An 18748-nucleotide genomic window follows, 5' to 3' on the forward strand; every position below is an offset into this window, starting at 1 on the left:
GCCTCTCCAACCTCTACCCAAACAGAAGAGGCTTTTTGGAACTGTTTATCTTCATTTTTCTTGTTCATTTTCGGGCTAATTCTTTTCTATTAAATAAGAACTCTAGATAATTTTTTTCTAAACCAGCTTCCCTTCCCTTTGGGAAGGGATTGAGGCATGGGCTCTTGGTTTATATTTCTTTGCAATATTTGCAATTTCTCTAATATGTTCAGGTGCTGTTCCACAGCAACCTCCAATAATATTTATTAAGCCTTTCTTTAAATATTCTTCAATTTGCTCGCCCATTTCTTCAGGCGTTTCATCATATTCACCGAAAGCATTTGGCAATCCTGCGTTTGGATGCGCAGAAATGGCAAAATCTGTTTTATTAGCAATGGCTTCTAAATGTGGTTGTAGTAAATTGGCTCCCAAAGCACAATTAAAACCGATAGATAATAATGGAATATGAGAAACAGAAATTAAAAAAGCCTCTGCGGTTTGCCCAGACAATGTTCTTCCTGAAGCATCTGTTATGGTACCGCTTAACATGATAGGAATATCGATTTGACGTTCTTCTTTCACCTCTTCAATAGCAAACAAAGCCGCTTTTGCATTTAAGGTGTCAAAGACAGTCTCCACCAATAACATATCAACTCCGCCATCTAATAAAGCTTCTGTTTGTTGTTTGTAGGCAATTCTCAAATCATTAAAAGTTACCGCTCTATAACCAGGGTCGTTTACGTCTGGAGACATACTCGCTGTTCTATTGGTTGGGCCAATTGAACCCGCTACAAAACGTGGTTTGTGTGGTTCTTTTGCTGTAAATTCTTCAGCAACTTCTTTCGCAATTTTTGCAGATTGATAATTGAGTTCGTAGACCAAATCTTCCATTTGGTAATCTGCCATGGCAATGGTAGTTCCCGAAAAAGTATTGGTTTCTATAATGTCTGCACCTGCTTCAAAATATTTTCCGTGTATGGTTTTGATGGCTTCTGGCTGGGTAATCGACAACAAGTCGTTATTTCCTTGAAGCGGTGTTGGATAGTCTTTAAAGCGTTCGCCTCTAAAGTCTTCTTCGGTGAATTTATAGGCTTGTAACATGGTGCCCATAGCGCCATCTAAGATTAAAATTCGTTTTTGTAATGCTTTGTAAATGTTTGACATTTTTTGATATTATTATCAATATATGTCATCAGGAAAGGTAATTTTTTCGCTGTTATCTGTCAAGTTAGCTACTGAAATAATTCAGATAAACTTGTAGAATGTAGCACCTTCTTTGTCTTTATATAAATTATAAATATTTTAAATTTATTTCTAAAATTTAATTATAAAGACCCTGAAATACTTCAGGGCAAGGGTTGCCAAGGCTTCAATGGGTCTAATCCCTCTGCCTTTCGTGATAACGTAAATCAATAAGTTTATGAACTGAACTACAAATAAACGGATTATTTTTTTATTTGTAGAATTAATGGGATTAAATTTAAATAGGGAAGTATAGATTTTGCTAATCCTTTTCGAAAAGCGTAGATGATAAATATCGGTCTCCTCTATCGCAAACAATTGCCACCACAACGCCTTTTTCTAATTTCTCTGCAACTTTTATGGCGGTTGCTATAGAACCTCCACTACTCATTCCTGCAAAAATGCCTTCTTCTTCCGCTAACCTTTGTGTCATTTCTTTTGCTTCTTCTTCACTAACTTCTATCACTTGATCTACTTTTGATCGGGTAAAAATTGCTGGCAAATATTCTTCTGGCCATTTTCTAATTCCGGGAATTTTAGCATCATCTTTAGGTTGCGCACCTATGATTCTAATGTCTTTATTTTTTTCTTTTAAAAAATCTGAAACTCCCATAATAGTTCCTGTGGTTCCCATGGCAGCTACAAAATGGGTTACTTCTCCTTCTGTATCTCTCCAAATTTCTGGACCTGTTGTTTTATAGTGTGCTTTTGAATTGTCTGGATTGTCAAATTGATTCAGTCTAAAATATCCTTTTTTATATTTCAATTTTAAGGCATGATCTCTAGAACCTTCAATTCCTAATTCTTGTGGAGTTAAAATTACTTCAGCACCATAAGCACGCATTGTTTTTACCCTTTCTATTGTTGAATTTTCTGGTAAAACCAACACCATATGTACGCCTAGAACCTTCGCCATTAATGCCAAAGCAATACCCGTGTTTCCACTGGTAGCTTCTACCAAAGTATCTCCTTTTTTAATATTTTTTCTTCTTAGTGCTTCAGAAATCATATTATAAGCGGCTCTATCTTTTACACTTCCACCGGGGTTGTTTCCTTCTAATTTCAGTAATAAAGTAACGCCTTCTTTTTTAAAAATTTGTTGCGCCTCCACCAATGGTGTATTTCCAACAAAATCTATGATACTTTTGGTTTTCATATGATTAACTTCTTTGAAAAATTTTATTTTCTGAGTGTACCGTAACTACAGAATTTTCTGATATAGATGCTGTAATACAAACATTTGCGCCAATTACAGAATTTTCTCCAATAACAACATCACCTCCTAAAATAGTTGCATTTGCATAAATAATTACATTACTTTCTATGGTTGGATGTCTTTTTGTGGAGGCCATACTTTTTTTGACCTGAATTCCGCCTAAAGTAACCCCTTGAAAAATGGTTACGTTATCTCTTATAATGGTGGTTTCACCAATTACAATTCCAGTTGCGTGATCAATAAAAAATGAATCCCCAATTTCTGCTCCTGGATGAATATCTGTACCTGTGGTACTGTGTGCAAATTCGCTCATCATTCTTGGTAAGACAGGAATTTCTTGTTTTAATAACTGATTGCTCAATCGATACACCGCAATTGCATAAAATCCAGGATATGCCAAATAAACTTCGCGTAGACTTTTTGCAGCAGGATCACTTTTTAAAGCTGCCAATGCATCTAGATCTAGCTTTCTTCTAATTTCTAGAAAAGAATTTTCAAAATTTGTCCAATAACATTCTTCATTTTTTATCGTTAACCTTTCTAATATTTTAAAAAATTTATTTTTAGTATGCACGCCTTTTTCTTGTTGATAATTTTCATCAAACAAACAATTAATCAGTTCTTTTGTAAAAATCTCTACAGCATCTCTTAGACACATACTGTAATTTTTAACTTGAACTTTTTGTGCTACTTCTTTCATTTTTGATTTTAAGATTCAGGTGCTAATTCTACTTCTAAACCGTTAATTTCTGGTGTCATTTGAATTTGACAACCTAATCTGCTATTGTCTTCTACATGAAATGCTTCTGCTAACATGGCATCTTCATCATCTGATATTTCTGGTAATTCGTGATTTGACTTTACATAACATTGGCAGGAAGCACACATAGCCATACCTCCGCAAATACCAATAGTTCCTTCTTCTGCTAGCTCGTAAGAACGTACAACCTCCATCAAATTCATTGCCATATCTGTTGGCGCAACAACATTATGGGTTACACCATTTCTGTCTGTTATTTTTATATTGATGTCTTGCATCTAATCTTTCTTTTATTGTATTGTCTGCAAAGTTACACAAACCTAACAACAATTTATTATTGAATTGCTTTTACAACAGCTTTTGGTGCTTCTTTTCTTGTTCCATCAAAACCATCTACACCACCTACGGTTGTATATTTCATCACATATTTTTTATTGGGAAAGATTCTTTTATAAGCACTTTGACACATTAAAGTGGCTTCGTGAAAACCACATAAAATCAATTTTAATTTTCCTGGATAGGTGTTTACGTCTCCTATTGCATAAATTCCAGGTATGTTTGTTTGATAATCTAAAGAATTGTTGACTTTAATAGCATTTTTCTCGATTTCTAAACCCCAGTTTCCAATGGGTCCTAACTTTGGTGACAAGCCGAAAAGCGGAATAAAATGATCTGCATCTATGATAAAAGCGTCTTCTCCTTTTTTCTGTACTGCAACTCCTGTTACTTTATCTGTGCCTAAAATACCTTTCACTTCAGCAGGAGTAATTAAATTTATTTTTCCTAAATTTTTTAATTCTTGAACTTTTTCAACAGAATCTAAAGCACCTCTAAATTCGTTTCTTCGATGTATTAACGTTACTTCTGAAGCCACATTAGATAAGAAAATTGCCCAATCTAAAGCAGAGTCTCCACCTCCTGAAATCACCACTTTTTTATTTCTGTACAATTCTGGTTCTTTAATAATGTATTCCACACCTTTATCCTCAAAATCTAAAATAGTAGGAATCAGTGGTTTTCTTGGTTCAAAAGATCCCAAACCGCCAGCAATTGCCACAATTTTTGCATGGTGTTTTGTTCCCTTATTGGTCATGACAATAAAAGTACCATCCCCTAGTTTTTCAATAGTTTCAGCTCTTTCTCCCAAGGTAAAACCAGGTTCAAACTGTTTGCTTTGTTCTAATAAATTCTTTGTTAAATCTCCCGCTAAAATTTCTGGAAATCCAGGAATATCATAAATTGGTTTCTTCGGGTAAATCTCTGAACATTGCCCTCCGGGTTGTGGTAAAGCATCAATTAAATGACATTTTAGTTTTAATAAACCTGCTTCAAAAACTGTAAATAAACCTGTGGGTCCTGCTCCTATAATTAGGATATCTGTTGTAATCATATTCTTTTTTCTGATAATGTTTGTCCGTTTGAACGTTCCGAAGCCTCGGAAGAGCACTCTTTAGTGCTGTTTCAATCATATCTCAACTTCGCTCGATAAGACAATCCTCTTTATTCTATTCTTATTTATGAACCAAACTTTTTGTAAACTCGTTTAGTTTTTCTACTTTTTCTTCGAAATTTCCTTTGATGGTTTTTCTATATTCATTTAAATTTTTCACCAAGTCATCTATATTTTCTGGAATTACGTCTTCAAAAAACTGACGTAATCTTTTGGCTGTTGTTGGTGATTTTCCATTCGTTGAAATCGCAACTTTTACATTTCCTTTGGTGACAATTCCGCCCATATAAAAATCACAATATGGCGGGTTATCAGCCACATTTACCAATTTTGATGCTGCTCTACAGTCTTTCCAAACTTGAACATTTACATCGGGTATATCTGTAGTGGCAACTACCATGTGTTTTCCTTTTAAATAGCTTTTTTTATAGCTATCTTTTACTAAAGTAACACAGCCTTTTTTTGCCAAAGCGATGGTACCTTCTCTAAACATGGGCGATACCATAGTAACATGCGCATCTGGACTTGACTTTAATAAAAAGGTCAATTTCTCTTCGGCTACATGACCACCTCCAACAATAAGAATGTTTAAGCTTTTTGTTTTTAAAAAGATAGGGTATAAGTTGTTTCTTTCCATTCTCCTTTTATCGCCCAAAGGGGGAAATAAATTTACTGGAATTTTATGATCTCCTGTTTCTTCCTTCATTATTTATAATAAACATTTTTTAATAATGATTGTTAAATTAGACGTTTAGTTCTTTTGAATATTTATATTGAATAGTTCCAATAATATTTCTGTGATTTACTACTTCACCTAAAACTATGATGGCAGGATTGCTTAATTCTTTCTCTCTAACAATTTCTAATATGGTATCTACCGTACCAATTCCTACTTTTTCGTTTGTTCTTGTTCCGTTTTGTATGATGGCAACTGGTAAGTTGTTTTTATTTTCTTGCTGAAATAATTGTATGATTTCGGAGAGTTTCCCCATTCCCATTAACACTACAACTGTTGCATTTGACTTTGCAGCCAGTGCAATATCATTTGAGAGTTTGTGTTCTTTTGTAGTTCCTGTAATTACCCAAAAACTTTCTGCATACCCACGTTTTGTAACTGGAATATTTTGAGATGCAGGAACTGCCAATGAAGATGAAATGCCTGGAACCATTGCCGTTTCGATTCCAAAATTAGCTGCAAATTCCATTTCTTCTGCACCTCTGCCAAAAATAAATGGATCCCCCCCTTTTAAGCGAACTACATGTTGGTGCATGTTGGCTCTTTCAACAATTAATTCATTAATTTGTTCTTGTTGATACCTGTAGCAACCTCTTCTTTTTCCTACAAAAATTAATTCAGCATTTGGATTTACAAATGCTAATAATGCTTCATTTACCAAAGCATCGTATAAAACCACATCTGCAACTTTTAAAACTTTTATTGCTTTCAACGTGATTAAATCTACATCTCCTGGCCCTGCACCAACAACTGTTAAGAGCCCCCTAGCCGAAGGGGGAAAACCATTCTCTTTATAAGTATTAGCATTTTTCATTCTTTAATTTTAAATAGCCGTTTCTACAAAAGTATTAGATAATTCTCTAAATGTTTTCACTTTTTGTAAGAAATATTCAGAATCATTGATATATTGTGAACAGAACTCTTTATTAGGTGAATATTTATTAATTTGATAAATTAACTCACTAAAAGATGTGTTTAACTCAATTGTATTTGTTTCTACAAAATGGGCATCAAATTGAGAAATGATACCAGCATGAGTATTTGTCTTTTTGTTTTCTGCCAATAACATCGCTTTTGCAGTATTTACTAAAGATTGGTATGCATAATAGATAGCTCCTGAATAGACTCCGTTTTCAAAAGCTTCTTTGGCATTCTCAATTTTTTCTTTGCTTTCAAGAAATAAAGTTGCAATTAAATCGATAACAACTCCTGCACACTCTCCAATTCCTATTGCTTTAAGATATTTGTCTTTTTCTCCCCAATCAATAAAATCTTCTTGTGTTAAATTGGTAACATCTTGTAAATCGTTGAGGAGGTTATAAAAATATTTTTCTCCTGTTTCTCTATAATATGTTTCAAATTGCTTTCCATTCGCATTGGCTTCAAAATCGTTTAAGATTCTACGCAATGCTTCAGGCCCTCTTTTACTGGGTACTTTTACTACTTTATCTGCAAAAACGCCGTTCCCATCTCCTAAATTTCCACCACCTAGCAATACTTGTAATGCTGGTGCTACTAATTTATTTGGTGTGCGTACAGACATTCCTTGAAAACCAATATGTGCCATATTGTGCTGCCCACAGGCATTCATACAACCACTAATTTTAATCACAAGATCTTTGTTCTGTAAATATTGTGGATATTCTGCAGTAATAACACGTTCTAATTCTACCGCAATTCCTGTACTGCTAGCAATGCCTAAATTACAAGTGTCTGTTCCTGGACAAGCAGTAATATCTACGGCTTTATTATAACCCTCTTCAGCAAACCCTAATTTTTCTAATTCTGAATAAAACAAAGGAACTAACTCTTGTTTTACAAAAGGAATTACAATGTTCTGACGCAGGGTTAAACGGATTTCTCCAGCAGCATAGGTATCAATCAAGTTAGCTAACAAACGTGCTTTGTCTGTGTAAAAGTCACCTAACAAAACTTTAATCCCTATGGCAACATAACCAACCTGCTTTTGGGGGATAATGTTGGTGCTTTTCCAACGATTAAAAGCAAGTTGATCTTTTATTGTTGCTTTTGGAATGTCTGAAATTTTAACCGGTTTTGATGGTACATATGCATCTGCGTCAATAGCAACCGTTTGAAAGGCAATGGCTTTTTGTTCTTCTGTAATTAATTCTTTAAAAGCCTCTAAGCCAATGTCTTTTAGAAGGAATTTCATTCTTGCTTTGGCCCTACTTTTACGTTCGCCATAACGATCAAAAATTCTTAAAACACCTTCCATAACTGGAATCATTTTATCTGACGGTAAAAAATCATATAGTACTTCTGCATGACGTGGCTGAGATCCTAATCCGCCGCCAACCATCACTTTAAACCCGCGAATGCCATTTTCTATTTTAGCGATATACCCCAAATCATGTAAGTAAGACAGTCCAGTATCTTCATCTGTAGATGAAAAAGATACTTTAAACTTACGTCCCATTTCTTGACAGATTGGGTTTCTTAAAAAGAATTTATACAATGCATCTGCATAAGGAGACACATCAAAAGGTTCGTTAACATCTATTCCTGCTGTTTCAGAAGCGGTTACATTTCTTACAACATTTCCACAAGCTTCACGTAAGGTAATGGCATCTTTTTCTAATTGCGCCCACAATTCTGGAGTTCTATCTAAACTCACATGATGAATTTGAATATCCTGACGTGTAGTAATGTGCAATCTTCCTCTAGAATATTCATCAGAAACTTCAGCAATTCTTCGTAGTTGATTGCTCTTTAATTTTCCATAAGGAATTTTTATACGAATCATTTGAACGCCTTGCTGACGTTGACCATAAACTCCTCTTGCCAAACGTAAACTTCTAAATTTTTCTTCGTCTATTTGTAGATTTTTAAATTGCTGAATCTTATCAGCCAATTCAATAATATCTTTTTCTACAACTGGATTTTCTATTTCTGTCTCAAAACTTTTCATTCCTCTCCCCAACCCTCTCCAAAGGAGAGGGAGTTATTTACGGTTGTCTTTTTAATTAATACTTTTATTCATACCTAAAAGGTTATTTATACTAAAAAAATCTAGTATAAGAATCTTGCAGGAATTAACTTATAAATTAGCAAACACAATTCTTTCAAATTTGCTAATTCCCCCTTCGGGGGATTAAAGGGGGATTTATAAAACCAACCCCTACTGTATTGTTTGTTTTTGGGTTGATTAAAATAAACGCGCCATTTGATTTATTTTGATTGTAAGCATCTACCAACATTGGTTTGCTTAATTTTAATTGAATGTCTCCTATTTGATTCAATGCTAATTCTGATGGATTTTCCGTTTTTCCAGAAAAATCTGTCTTTATAATACTATTTAGTTGTGTAATTTTTGCTTGTGCATCATTTACACCATGCTTTATATAATATTTTTGAGAGACTTGTAAAGGGGCGGAATCCATCCAACAAATAGTGGCATCTAACTGTTTTGTAATTGTAGGTTCTTCATCTACTTTTACCAACATATCTCCTCTACTTACGTTTACATTGTCATTTAAAGTGATGGTTACAGAACTGCCGCTTTTTGCTCTTGCGTATTCTTTATCAAAAAAATGAATGCTTTTTATAGTTGATTTTGTTAAAGATGGTAATACGGTTACTTTGTCTCCAACTTCAAAATCACCACCATAAATTTTACCTGCATATCCTCTAAAATCGTGATATGTAGCTATTTTTGGTCTGATTACTGTTTGCACAGGAAAACGTACTTGAGAATCATCACTAATATCTTCTGTATCTAATTTTTCTAAATGCTGTAATAAGGTTTCCCCTTGGTACCAAGGCATATTTTCTGATACTGAAACCACATTATCTCCTTGTAAAGCAGACAAAGGAATAAAGGTTAATTGCTGGTCTTTGTACTCACTTTTACTTGCTAAATATTCAATTTCACCTTTAATGATCTTGTATTTTTCTTCTGAAAAATCAACCAAATCCATCTTATTAACAGCAATGACAACATTTTTGATTCGCAGTAAATTATTGATAAAAAAGTGACGGTATGTTTGTTCTACCACACCATTTCTAGCATCAATTAAAACAATGGAAGCTTGCGCTGTAGAAGCCCCTGTTACCATGTTTCTGGTATATTCTATATGACCTGGAGTATCTGCAATAATAAAACTCTTTTTTCTTGTTGAAAAATAAATATGAGCCACATCAATGGTAATTCCTTGTTCTCTTTCTGCAACCAAACCATCTGTAGCCAAAGAAAAATCTAAATAGTCAAAACCACGTTGTCTACTTTTTTCTTCTATCGCTTCTAATTTATCATCTGTTAATGATTTTGTATCATACAACAAACGTCCAATTAAGGTACTTTTACCGTCATCTACACTTCCTGCTGTTGCTATTTTTAGATGCCCGAGATTATTTTTCTTTAAAGGAGAAAAATTTGATTTGATATGTGTTTTTGTTTTTATCATAATCCTATCCTAACCTTCCCAAAGGGAAGGAACTCATGCCGAGTATTGCTTAATTTTTAAATTTTTTGATGCTGAAACAAGTTCAACACATGAAACTTAGGTACTTTTTTACTTTTTATTTTAGAATCGATTCCAGTGTTCCCCCCTTCGGGGGAAAGGGTGCTTTCTAAAAATATCCCTGCTGCTTTCTCTTTTCCATCGCGGCTTCAGAACGTTTGTCATCAATTCTTGCGCCTCTCTCTGAAATGGAGGAATCTCTGATTTCTTCTACTACTTTGGTAATATCTATTGCATCAGATAAAACTGCTGCGGTACAACTCATATCGCCAACGGTTCTAAAACGCACCATTCTTTCTACCACTTTTTCTTCTTTATCTCTAAAAACCACAGCATCGTCTGCAGACCAAATAAGGCCATCTCTTAAAAAAGTATTTCTTTTGTGTGCGAAATAAATAGAAGGAATTTCGATATCCTCTTTTTTAATATATGACCAAACGTCTAGTTCTGTCCAGTTTGAAATCGGAAAAACACGCACATTTTGACCTAAATCAATTCTGCCATTTAGCATATCAAAAACTTCAGGGCGTTGGTTTTTCTCATCCCATTGTCCAAAATCATCTCTTACAGAAAAAATTCTTTCTTTTGCTCTTGCTTTTTCTTCATCTCTTCTTGCGCCGCCAATACAGGCATCAAAACCAAACTCTTCAATAGCATCTAAAAGTGTTTCTGTTTGCAAAATATTTCTACTAGAATACCTTCCGGTTTCTTCTTTTACGCGTCCACTATCTATATTGTCTTGTACGTTTCTAATAATTAAATTGACTCCTAATTCTTTGACCAATTGATCTCTAAATTTGATCGTTTCAGGAAAATTATGACCTGTATCTATATGCATTAAAGGAAAGGGAATTTTTGCAGGAAAAAAAGCTTTTTGTGCTAAACGCACTAACGTAATACTGTCTTTTCCACCAGAAAAAAGTAATACAGGTTTTTCAAACTGCGCCACTACTTCTCTAAATATATAAATTGCTTCACTCTCTAAAGCATCTACTTGTATTGTTCTTTGATTCATAATCATGTCTTTTAGATATGCAAACCACATTCTCTATGAGCCCCTAACCTTCCCATTTCGACTGCACTCAATGCAGGCTTTAGGAAGGAACTCTTACTGGGGCGTTTTTTCTAGAGTTTATCTTAATAATATTTTTATTAAATGTGTAATCCACACTCTCTATTGCTCTCTACTTTTGTTGGGTCAAAATATGCAAATTCATTTGGTAAATTTTTCTCAACTAAATACGCGTCTAAATCTTGATCTGTCCAATGGTAAAAAGGACTCACTTTTAGAACTCCATCTTTACTTTTTGAAACCACATCAATACCATTTCTAAAAGCAGTTTGCCCTTTTCTTAAATTTGTAAACCAAACATCTGGTTGATGATCTCTCATGGCTCTTTGAAAAGGTTCTAATTTTACTTGTTTGGTAAATACAGCATGATTTGGGTCTTCTATATTAGGAATCCCCAACACTATATTTCTATGTGCCACTGTTTGTTTTGGTACATAAGCGTAGATGTTTAAATCTAACATTTTCTTTAATTCTTCTGCATGTTTATAGGTTTGAACAGTATTGTAACCTGTATCGCACCAAATTACTTTACAATATTTATCTACTTGCGTTACAGCATGTAAAATAACTACTTCATAAGGCCTAAAGTTTGTGGTAACCACCACATTATTTGAAATTGATATTGCCCACTCTATAATTTCTGACGGACTTTTCTTAGCCATTTCTCTGTTGACTTGTGCTAAGTCTATGTTTTCTATTTTCCCCATTTGATGTTGTTCCAAATTCTTTCGTGAAAGAAGTATAATAGTAATTTTGTTATAAAGTCGATTGATGCAATTGAGGTTGCCAATGCTATTTCATCTGTTAAAAGATAGGAAACAACTAATGTGTCTAGCGTTCCTACAAGTCTCCAACTAAAAGCTTTTACAATACTGCGAAACGGTTTTTCAGAATTTTTGTCTTCTGAAAAACGGCTATTTGCTGCTTTTTTGGTAAAAATGATTTGGTCTAAAATCATAAAAAATAATTCAATTTATTACCCTACTTATTTAATAGGATAAACAAACGTACATTAATTTTTGATATTAGAATAAAGAAAGTGAAGTTAAATTACAATTATCCTATAGATTTAATAGATTAATAAAAAAACAATGATAATGTTACGAATTTGTTAATTTGAAAATAAAGGTGGTATTGAAGAGAAAACTAGTTTTTACAAAGATCTGCTAAAGAAGTATTTCTAAAAATTTTAAGAGTATTGTCTCTTACTTGAATCATTAATTTATGAACAGCACAGGCGGTTTCATCTGGACAATCATCACATTTTTCATAAAAATTTAAACTTACACAAGGCACCATAGAAATAGGACCTTCTAGAATTCTCATGATAGAAGTCATGGGTATTTCGGAGGGTTCTTTCAATAAATAATAACCACCTCCTTTTCCTTTTTTGGAAGCTAAAATTCCGTTTTTACGGAGTGTTAAAAGTATACTTTCTAAAAATTTTAAGGAAATATTTTCACTTTTAGAAATCGTAGCAATTTGCACAGGAATTTTATTTCCCTGTCTACCCAAATAAGTAAGCGCCTTAATACCGTATTTTGTTTTCTTAGAAAGCATAAAACAAAATTACGGATTTTTAAGTTAGTGAAATCCAATTTTTACTTCCGAAGCGAAGTAACGTATTAAAAATTGCTTGTAAACATACCTTTTCGACAGGAAAGCGAATCCCGTTTTTTGGTGGAATCTTTTAATTATTTTATTAATACTTTGTATAAAAATAAACCTTATAGTTTAAGCGTTTAAAGCTTGTTCTAAATCTGCAATAATATCTACAATATTCTCTAAACCAACAGAAACTCTTACCAAACCTTTTGTAATGCCCACTTCTAACCTGTCTTCTTCAGAAAGTCTTCCGTGAGTTGTAGAGGATGGATGTGTCACAATTGTTCTTGTATCTCCTAAATTTGCTGAGAGAGAACACATGTTAATATTGTCTAAAAATTTTCTTCCAGCTTCAATACCACCTTTCATTTCAAAGGCAACAATATTTCCACCCAACTTCATTTGCTTTTTTGCAATATTGTATTGTGGATGCGACTTTAAAAAAGGGTATTTAACGAATTCTACATGTTCATTCTTTTCTAGATATTCCGCTAATTGTAGTGCATTTTCGGCATGTTTTTCTACCCTGATTGCCAGAGTTTCTAAACTTTTAGACAACACCCAAGCATTAAATGGCGACATTGCTGGCCCTGTATTTCTAGCAAATAAGTAGATTTCGCGCATTAATTCCTTATTTCCAACGGTAACTCCACCCAAAACCCTTCCTTGTCCATCAATTAATTTTGTTGCTGAATGAATCACCAAATCTGCACCAAATTTTATAGGCTGTTGCACATAAGGTGTTGCAAAACAATTGTCTACAATATAAATCAGCTTGTGTTTTTTTGCAATTTTACCAATTGCCTCTAAATCTAAAATATCTACTGCAGGATTTGTAGGTGTTTCAATATATAAAATCTTTGTGTTGGGTTGAATTAAACTTTCTACCAAATCAACTTCATTCACTTTAAAATAAGAAGTTTCAATATTCCATTTTGGTAAGAATTTGGTAAACATGCTATGTGTTGACCCAAAAACAGATCTACAAGAAACCACATGATCGCCAGCATTTAGCAATGCCGCAAATGTTGAAAAAATTGCAGACATGCCCGTGGCAAAAGCGTACCCTGCTTCTGCACCTTCCATCGCTACAATTTTATCTGTAAATTCTGTCGTATTCGGATTTGTAAATCTGCTGTATAAATTGCGTTGTCTTTCTTCTGCGAAGGAAGCCCGCATTTCTTCAGCATCTTCAAAAACAAAACTAGATGTTAAATATAACGGTGTAGAATGTTCAGAAAACTGTGTTCTTTCTGTCTGATTTCTAATTGCTACTGTTTCGAAATGTTTCTTCATTTATAATAGATTATGAGACCGCTTTCGCTTTTAGAAACAAGAACCAAGACTAAAGAACTAGATCTTTTTTGTCTATTTTCTAGCTTCTAATTTCTTGTCTCTTTTCTTAATTTTCTTCCTTAATATAGATTCTGAAATACATTCAGAATGACACTGCGTGTCAATTATTATGTTTTGCCAATCTTAAAATATCTCCAAAAACACCTCTTGCGGTTACCTTAGAACCTGCTCCTGCTCCTTGAATAACAATCGGTTGCTCACCATACGACTCTGTATAAATTTCAAAAATAGCATCGGAGCCTTTTAAAGAACCCAAAGGCGAATTTTTAGAAACAGATACTAACTTTACGGCTAAATTTCCTTTTTCTTGCGATAAATCTCCGCCCAATTCTCCAATATACCGCAAAACGTGGTTTTCTTTTTGGTTCTGCTTTAATTGCTGATATTCAGCGTTCATCAATGCTAAATTCGATAAGAAATCTTTAACAGTTCCTTCTCTTAATTTTTCAGGAATTAAATTTTGAATATTTACATCTACAAACTCGTTTTCTAAATCTAATTCTCTAGCTAAAATTAGTAATTTTCTAGCAACATCATTTCCGCCCAAATCTTCTCTTGGATCTGGTTCTGTAAAACCTGCATCAATTGCATTTTGTAATACTTTTGAAAAGGGCACTTCTTCCGCAGAAAAGGTATTGAATAAATAGCTTAAACTTCCTGAAAAAACACCTCTAATCTTCGTGATGTTTTCTCCAGATTCATGCAATAATCTAATGGTATCTATTAAAGGCAAACCTGCACCCACATTGGTTTCATATAAATATTGTTTTTTATATGCTTTTAATTTTCTTCTTAATTGTTTATAGAAATTAAAAGACAAGGTGTTTGCTATTTTATTACTAGAAACCAAATCGAAACCCGCTTCAATTAAAGGAATGTAATTCTCCACAAAAGAGACGCTTGCGGTATTGTCTACAGCAATTAAATTTTCTAAGTGGTGCTTTTTCGCAAACGCTATAATAGCTAATATTGATGTATTTTCTTGTGTACTAATTTCCAAATCTTGTGCCCAATTTTTAGAAACTCCGTTTTTAGCTAGTAAAACTTTTTTAGAGTTTGCCACGGCAAAAATATGCAATTGAATTTTTCTTCTTTCTAATACAGATGCAGCATTCTCTAAAATTTGATTGATCAAAGTACCTCCCACCAAACCTTTCCCAAAAACAACAATATTTACTTTTTTAGCCACCCCAAAAACCTGACCGTGAATTACGTTTACCGCTTTATAAAGGTCTTGCTTTTTAACTACTAAACTTACATTTTTTCCTGAAATTGTATTGTTAAATAAAAGTGGTACAATTTGATTTTTAATCAGCGCATTATACGGATGGTGAAATGCACTTAGATCTTGACCAATAATAGAAATGACAGCCACATGATCTACAATAGAAATCTGATGCACGTCTTGGGAATAAAAATCACTTTCAAACTCCTTTTCTAATGCTAAAACAGCTTTTTGTGCCTTTTTTGAATCGATTATTAAACCAATACCCCTTTCTGAAGAACCTTGAGAAATGATACTTACACTGATATTTTGATCACTTAAAGCTTTAAAAATCCGTGCATCTACACCCACTTTACCCAACAAACCTCTGCCTTCGAAATTTACCAGAGAAACATTATCAATCGTAGAAATAGATTTGATTCCTTTTTCTGAAGATTCAGATGTGATTAACGTTCCTTTATCTTCTTTTTGGAATGTATTTAAAATTCGTAAATTGATATTCTTTTCTAATAACGGAATAATGGTTTTTGCATGTAAAATGGTGGCGCCAAAATTGGCCAGTTCGTTTGCCTCAGAGAAAGACAATTTTTCGATTTTTTTTGCATCTGCAACCAAATCAGGATTTGCCGTAAAAATTCCACTAACATGTGTATAATTTTGCAACTCTTCTGCATCTAAATAATTGGCTAATAAAGCGGCTGTATAATTACTTCCGTTTCTTCCTAAAGTAGTGGTTTCTCCTTTTTTATTGGAAGCAATAAAACCACTTACAATATTTATTTTATTAGAATTTTCCTTAAAATAGGATATGACATTTTCTGAAGAAATTGTAGAGATTGGCTGTGCATTTCCAAAGTTGTCATCTGTAATAATCAATTTTCTTGCATCTGTTGACTTTGCAGGAATTTCTTCTTTTTGTAATACACTTGCCAACAGTTTTACAGATACTAATTCACCTTGTGCTAAAACTTCATCTTTGATTTTATCGCTATAATCTCCTAACAAAGAAACGCCCTCAAAAATAGTTTCTAATTTTAAAAATTCTTCCGATAAATCAACCGTTTGATTCGGTGCTAATTGATATTCCTTAAACTTTTTGAATTTCGTTTGATATTCTTTTTTTTGAGCTGCTTTTTGTAAAATTGCTTCTAAATCGTCCGTTGTATTTCCTCGTGCAGAAGCCACCACAGTAATTCTTTCTCCATTTTTATAGGTATTGCAAATAATTTCAACCGCATTCTCAATTCCTTTTCCGTTGGCCAAAGATTTTCCGCCAAATTTTATTACTTTCATTTTCTTTGCTCTGTATGCTTTGTTGAAAATAGGTGCTATAATTTTTTCAAGCTGGTCATATTCCATTAAAAAGGCATCGTGACCATGCACCGAATTTATTTCATTATAAGTCACATTTTCTTTTGTTAAAGCCAACTTCTTATGCGTTTCTCTATTTTCTTCCGCAGTAAAAAATAAATCAGAATCCACACCAATAATGTGAATATTTGCCTGAATCTTGTCTAAAATTTCTATACTTTTCTCACCATTTTTAGTAACATCAATACTTTTTAGCAATTGATTCATCAATTTATACGAAGATAATTGATAGCGTTCTTGTAACTTTTCTCCATGGTGTAACAACCAACTTTCTACATTAAAAATATCTGAGTTTTCGTTTTTAGAACGTTGAAAACGCGCTTTAAAAGAGGCGGGTGTTCTGTAGCACAACATGGCATGCATTCTTGCATCATGCACAGGATTGCTAGAATTTACCAAAAATTGTTCTTGAATTTGACAATTGGCAATCAACCAGTCTGTAGACTTCCAATCGGTAGCAATGGGTAAAAAATGTTGGGTAATTTTGGTGTTTAAAACTACCATTTCCCACGCAATTCCGCCACCCAAAGAACCTCCAATCAAAGCAAATAATTGATCAATTTTTAACTGATCTAATCCTTCTAGAAAAATTCTAGCAATGTCTCTCGCAATAAAATCTTTATAATTTTCGATTAAAAAACCATCAAAACCGTTTCCTGGAATGTTAAAAGACAAAATGGTGTAGGTATTGGTATCAATCGCTTTTTCAACTCCAACAATATCTTGCCACCAACCATTTTCCCCAGCAACATCACTATTTCCTGTAAGTGCGTGATTCACCAAAACAACAGGTGCCGTTCCTAAATCTTGACCAAAAACTTGATAGCTTAAATTCAATTCAGGAATATTTGCACCCAATTCTGTGGTGAAATCATAGATTTTGATATGTTGTAGGTTGTTTTTCATTTTTTTATTTCAACGGACTGAAGTCCGTTGCTATTCAGCAAGGGGTTTAAAACCCTTGCCATGTTAAATTCCTGAAAAAGCGGCTTTTAAATCTGCTTTTAAATCCTCTAAATCTTCAATACCCACAGACAATCTAATTAAATCTTGACTTACTCCTGCTCCTGCTTGAGCATCTTCATCTAATTGTTGATGTGTTGTACTTGCTGGATGAATTATTAAAGATTTTGTATCTCCAATATTTGCCAATAAAGAGAATATTTTTGTTTTATCTGCAATTGCTTTTGCTGCTTCAAAACCTTTTTTAGGACCGAAAGTTACAATGCCACTTTGCCCTTTTGGCAAGTATTTATCTGCTAAAGTTTTGTATTTGTTACTTTCTAAACCAGGGTAATTTACCCAAGCAACTTCCTCTTGCTTTTCTAACCATTTTGCCAATGCCAATGCATTTTCAGAATGTTTTTGAATTCTTACGGGCAATGTTTCTAAACCTTGAATGATATTAAAAGCATTTGTAGGACTTAATGCGCCACCAAAATCACGCAATCCTTCTAAAATTAATTTAAAAGTGTAGGATGCAGCACCTAAAGCTTCATGATATTTTAACCCGTGATACCCTGCAGAAGGTTCTGTAAATTCTGGAAATTTTCCATTTGCCCAATTGAAAGTTCCAGCATCAACAATGGCACCTCCTAAAGAAGTTCCTTGTCCGCCAATATATTTTGTCAATGAATGAATTACAATGTTTGCACCGTATTTAATTGGATTTAACAATGCTGGTGTTGCGACGGTATTATCTACAATAAAAGGTACTTCTGCCTGCTTAGCATGTGTAGAAATTGCTTCTAAATCTAATACATCTAATTTCGGATTCCCTAAAGACTCTACAAAAAAGGCTCTTGTATTTTCTTGAACAGCTTCTCCAAAATTGTCAGGTTCAGATGCATCTACAAATGTTGTTGTAATTCCGAATCTTGGTAAGGTTACGCTTAATAAATTGTAGGTCCCTCCGTACAAACTACTAGACGCTACAATGTGGTCTCCAGCCTTTAAAAGCGTTAACAGCCCTGTGGCAATTGCTGCCGTTCCTGAAGCAAAAACTACCGCTCCAATACCGCCTTCTACAGCCGCCAAACGATCTTGTAAAATTTGATTGGTTGGATTGTTTAAACGTGTGTAAATAAACCCTAATTCTTTTAGAGAAAAGAGGTTTGCTGCATGTTCTGAGTTTTTAAAAACATACGATGTTGTTTGGTAAATTGGTACGGCTCTTGTGCCTCCGTTTTGTGAAACATCGTGTCCTGCGTGCAACGCGTTGGTTGCTAATTGGTGTGTACTCATTTTTCTATTTT

Annotated in this window: 16 protein-coding genes and 1 riboswitch; all 16 genes read right to left on the reverse strand. The window is 33.8% G+C overall.

What is annotated here, in order from left to right; all coding sequences use genetic code 11:
- Positions 1–117: 117 nt before the first annotated feature.
- A complete protein-coding gene (locus Q0998_RS12475; RefSeq protein ID WP_299670302.1) occupies positions 118–1143 on the reverse strand; it encodes a homocysteine S-methyltransferase family protein in 1026 nt (341 codons plus the stop codon).
- 49 nt (positions 1144–1192) lie between these two features.
- A riboswitch (SAM riboswitch) is annotated at positions 1193–1385 on the reverse strand.
- A 98-nt stretch (positions 1386–1483) separates the two neighbouring features.
- A complete protein-coding gene (gene cysM, locus Q0998_RS12480) occupies positions 1484–2377 on the reverse strand; it encodes a cysteine synthase CysM (protein WP_299670303.1) in 894 nt (297 codons plus the stop codon).
- Between the two features lie 4 nt (positions 2378–2381).
- The gene (gene epsC / locus Q0998_RS12485; protein WP_299670304.1) at positions 2382–3137 is read right to left on the reverse strand and encodes a serine O-acetyltransferase EpsC; all 756 of its coding nucleotides are present in this window, start codon (positions 3135–3137) and stop codon (positions 2382–2384) included.
- An 8-nt stretch (positions 3138–3145) separates the two neighbouring features.
- Positions 3146–3475 carry a 2Fe-2S iron-sulfur cluster-binding protein gene (locus Q0998_RS12490; protein ID WP_299670305.1) on the reverse strand — a complete coding sequence of 110 codons (330 nt, stop codon included), beginning with the start codon at positions 3473–3475 and terminating at the stop codon, positions 3146–3148.
- Between the two features lie 56 nt (positions 3476–3531).
- Positions 3532–4587 carry an NAD(P)/FAD-dependent oxidoreductase gene (locus tag Q0998_RS12495; protein ID WP_299670306.1) on the reverse strand — a complete coding sequence of 352 codons (1056 nt, stop codon included), beginning with the start codon at positions 4585–4587 and terminating at the stop codon, positions 3532–3534.
- 121 nt (positions 4588–4708) lie between these two features.
- Positions 4709–5284, reverse strand: a complete 576-nt coding sequence (locus Q0998_RS12500; protein ID WP_299670372.1) for a bifunctional precorrin-2 dehydrogenase/sirohydrochlorin ferrochelatase — start codon at positions 5282–5284, stop codon at positions 4709–4711.
- 106 nt (positions 5285–5390) lie between these two features.
- Positions 5391–6197, reverse strand: coding sequence for a uroporphyrinogen-III C-methyltransferase (gene cobA, locus Q0998_RS12505; RefSeq protein WP_299670307.1), 807 nt, complete (start codon positions 6195–6197; stop codon positions 5391–5393).
- 9 nt (positions 6198–6206) lie between these two features.
- Positions 6207–8312 carry a HEPN domain-containing protein gene (locus Q0998_RS12510; RefSeq protein ID WP_299670308.1) on the reverse strand — a complete coding sequence of 702 codons (2106 nt, stop codon included), beginning with the start codon at positions 8310–8312 and terminating at the stop codon, positions 6207–6209.
- 163 nt (positions 8313–8475) lie between these two features.
- Positions 8476–9807: a GTP-binding protein gene (locus tag Q0998_RS12515; protein WP_299670309.1), complete on the reverse strand. Its 1332-nt coding sequence runs from the start codon at positions 9805–9807 to the stop codon at positions 8476–8478.
- Positions 9808–9973: 166 nt separating this feature from the next.
- Positions 9974–10879: a sulfate adenylyltransferase subunit CysD gene (gene cysD, locus Q0998_RS12520; RefSeq protein WP_299670310.1), complete on the reverse strand. Its 906-nt coding sequence runs from the start codon at positions 10877–10879 to the stop codon at positions 9974–9976.
- Between the two features lie 137 nt (positions 10880–11016).
- Positions 11017–11643: a phosphoadenosine phosphosulfate reductase family protein gene (locus Q0998_RS12525; RefSeq protein ID WP_299670311.1), complete on the reverse strand. Its 627-nt coding sequence runs from the start codon at positions 11641–11643 to the stop codon at positions 11017–11019.
- Positions 11631–11894: a DUF2061 domain-containing protein gene (locus Q0998_RS12530; protein WP_299670312.1), complete on the reverse strand. Its 264-nt coding sequence runs from the start codon at positions 11892–11894 to the stop codon at positions 11631–11633. The genes Q0998_RS12525 and Q0998_RS12530 overlap by 13 nt, the downstream gene beginning before the upstream one ends.
- A 188-nt stretch (positions 11895–12082) precedes the next feature.
- Positions 12083–12496 (reverse strand): Rrf2 family transcriptional regulator, encoded by a 414-nt coding sequence (locus Q0998_RS12535; RefSeq protein WP_299670313.1) that lies wholly within the window; start codon positions 12494–12496, stop codon positions 12083–12085.
- Positions 12497–12670: 174 nt separating this feature from the next.
- Positions 12671–13837 (reverse strand): O-succinylhomoserine sulfhydrylase, encoded by a 1167-nt coding sequence (locus tag Q0998_RS12540; protein ID WP_299670314.1) that lies wholly within the window; start codon positions 13835–13837, stop codon positions 12671–12673.
- A 160-nt stretch (positions 13838–13997) separates the two neighbouring features.
- A complete protein-coding gene (thrA, locus tag Q0998_RS12545; protein ID WP_299670315.1) occupies positions 13998–17399 on the reverse strand; it encodes a bifunctional aspartate kinase/homoserine dehydrogenase I in 3402 nt (1133 codons plus the stop codon).
- Between the two features lie 63 nt (positions 17400–17462).
- Complete coding sequence (locus Q0998_RS12550) at positions 17463–18737, reverse strand: O-acetylhomoserine aminocarboxypropyltransferase/cysteine synthase family protein (RefSeq protein WP_299670316.1); 1275 nt, start codon at positions 18735–18737, stop codon at positions 17463–17465.
- Between the last annotated feature and the right edge of the window lie 11 nt (positions 18738–18748).

This window comes from uncultured Polaribacter sp. (assembly GCF_947501385.1).
In the GTDB taxonomy this organism is placed as follows: Bacteria; Bacteroidota; Bacteroidia; order Flavobacteriales; family Flavobacteriaceae; genus Polaribacter.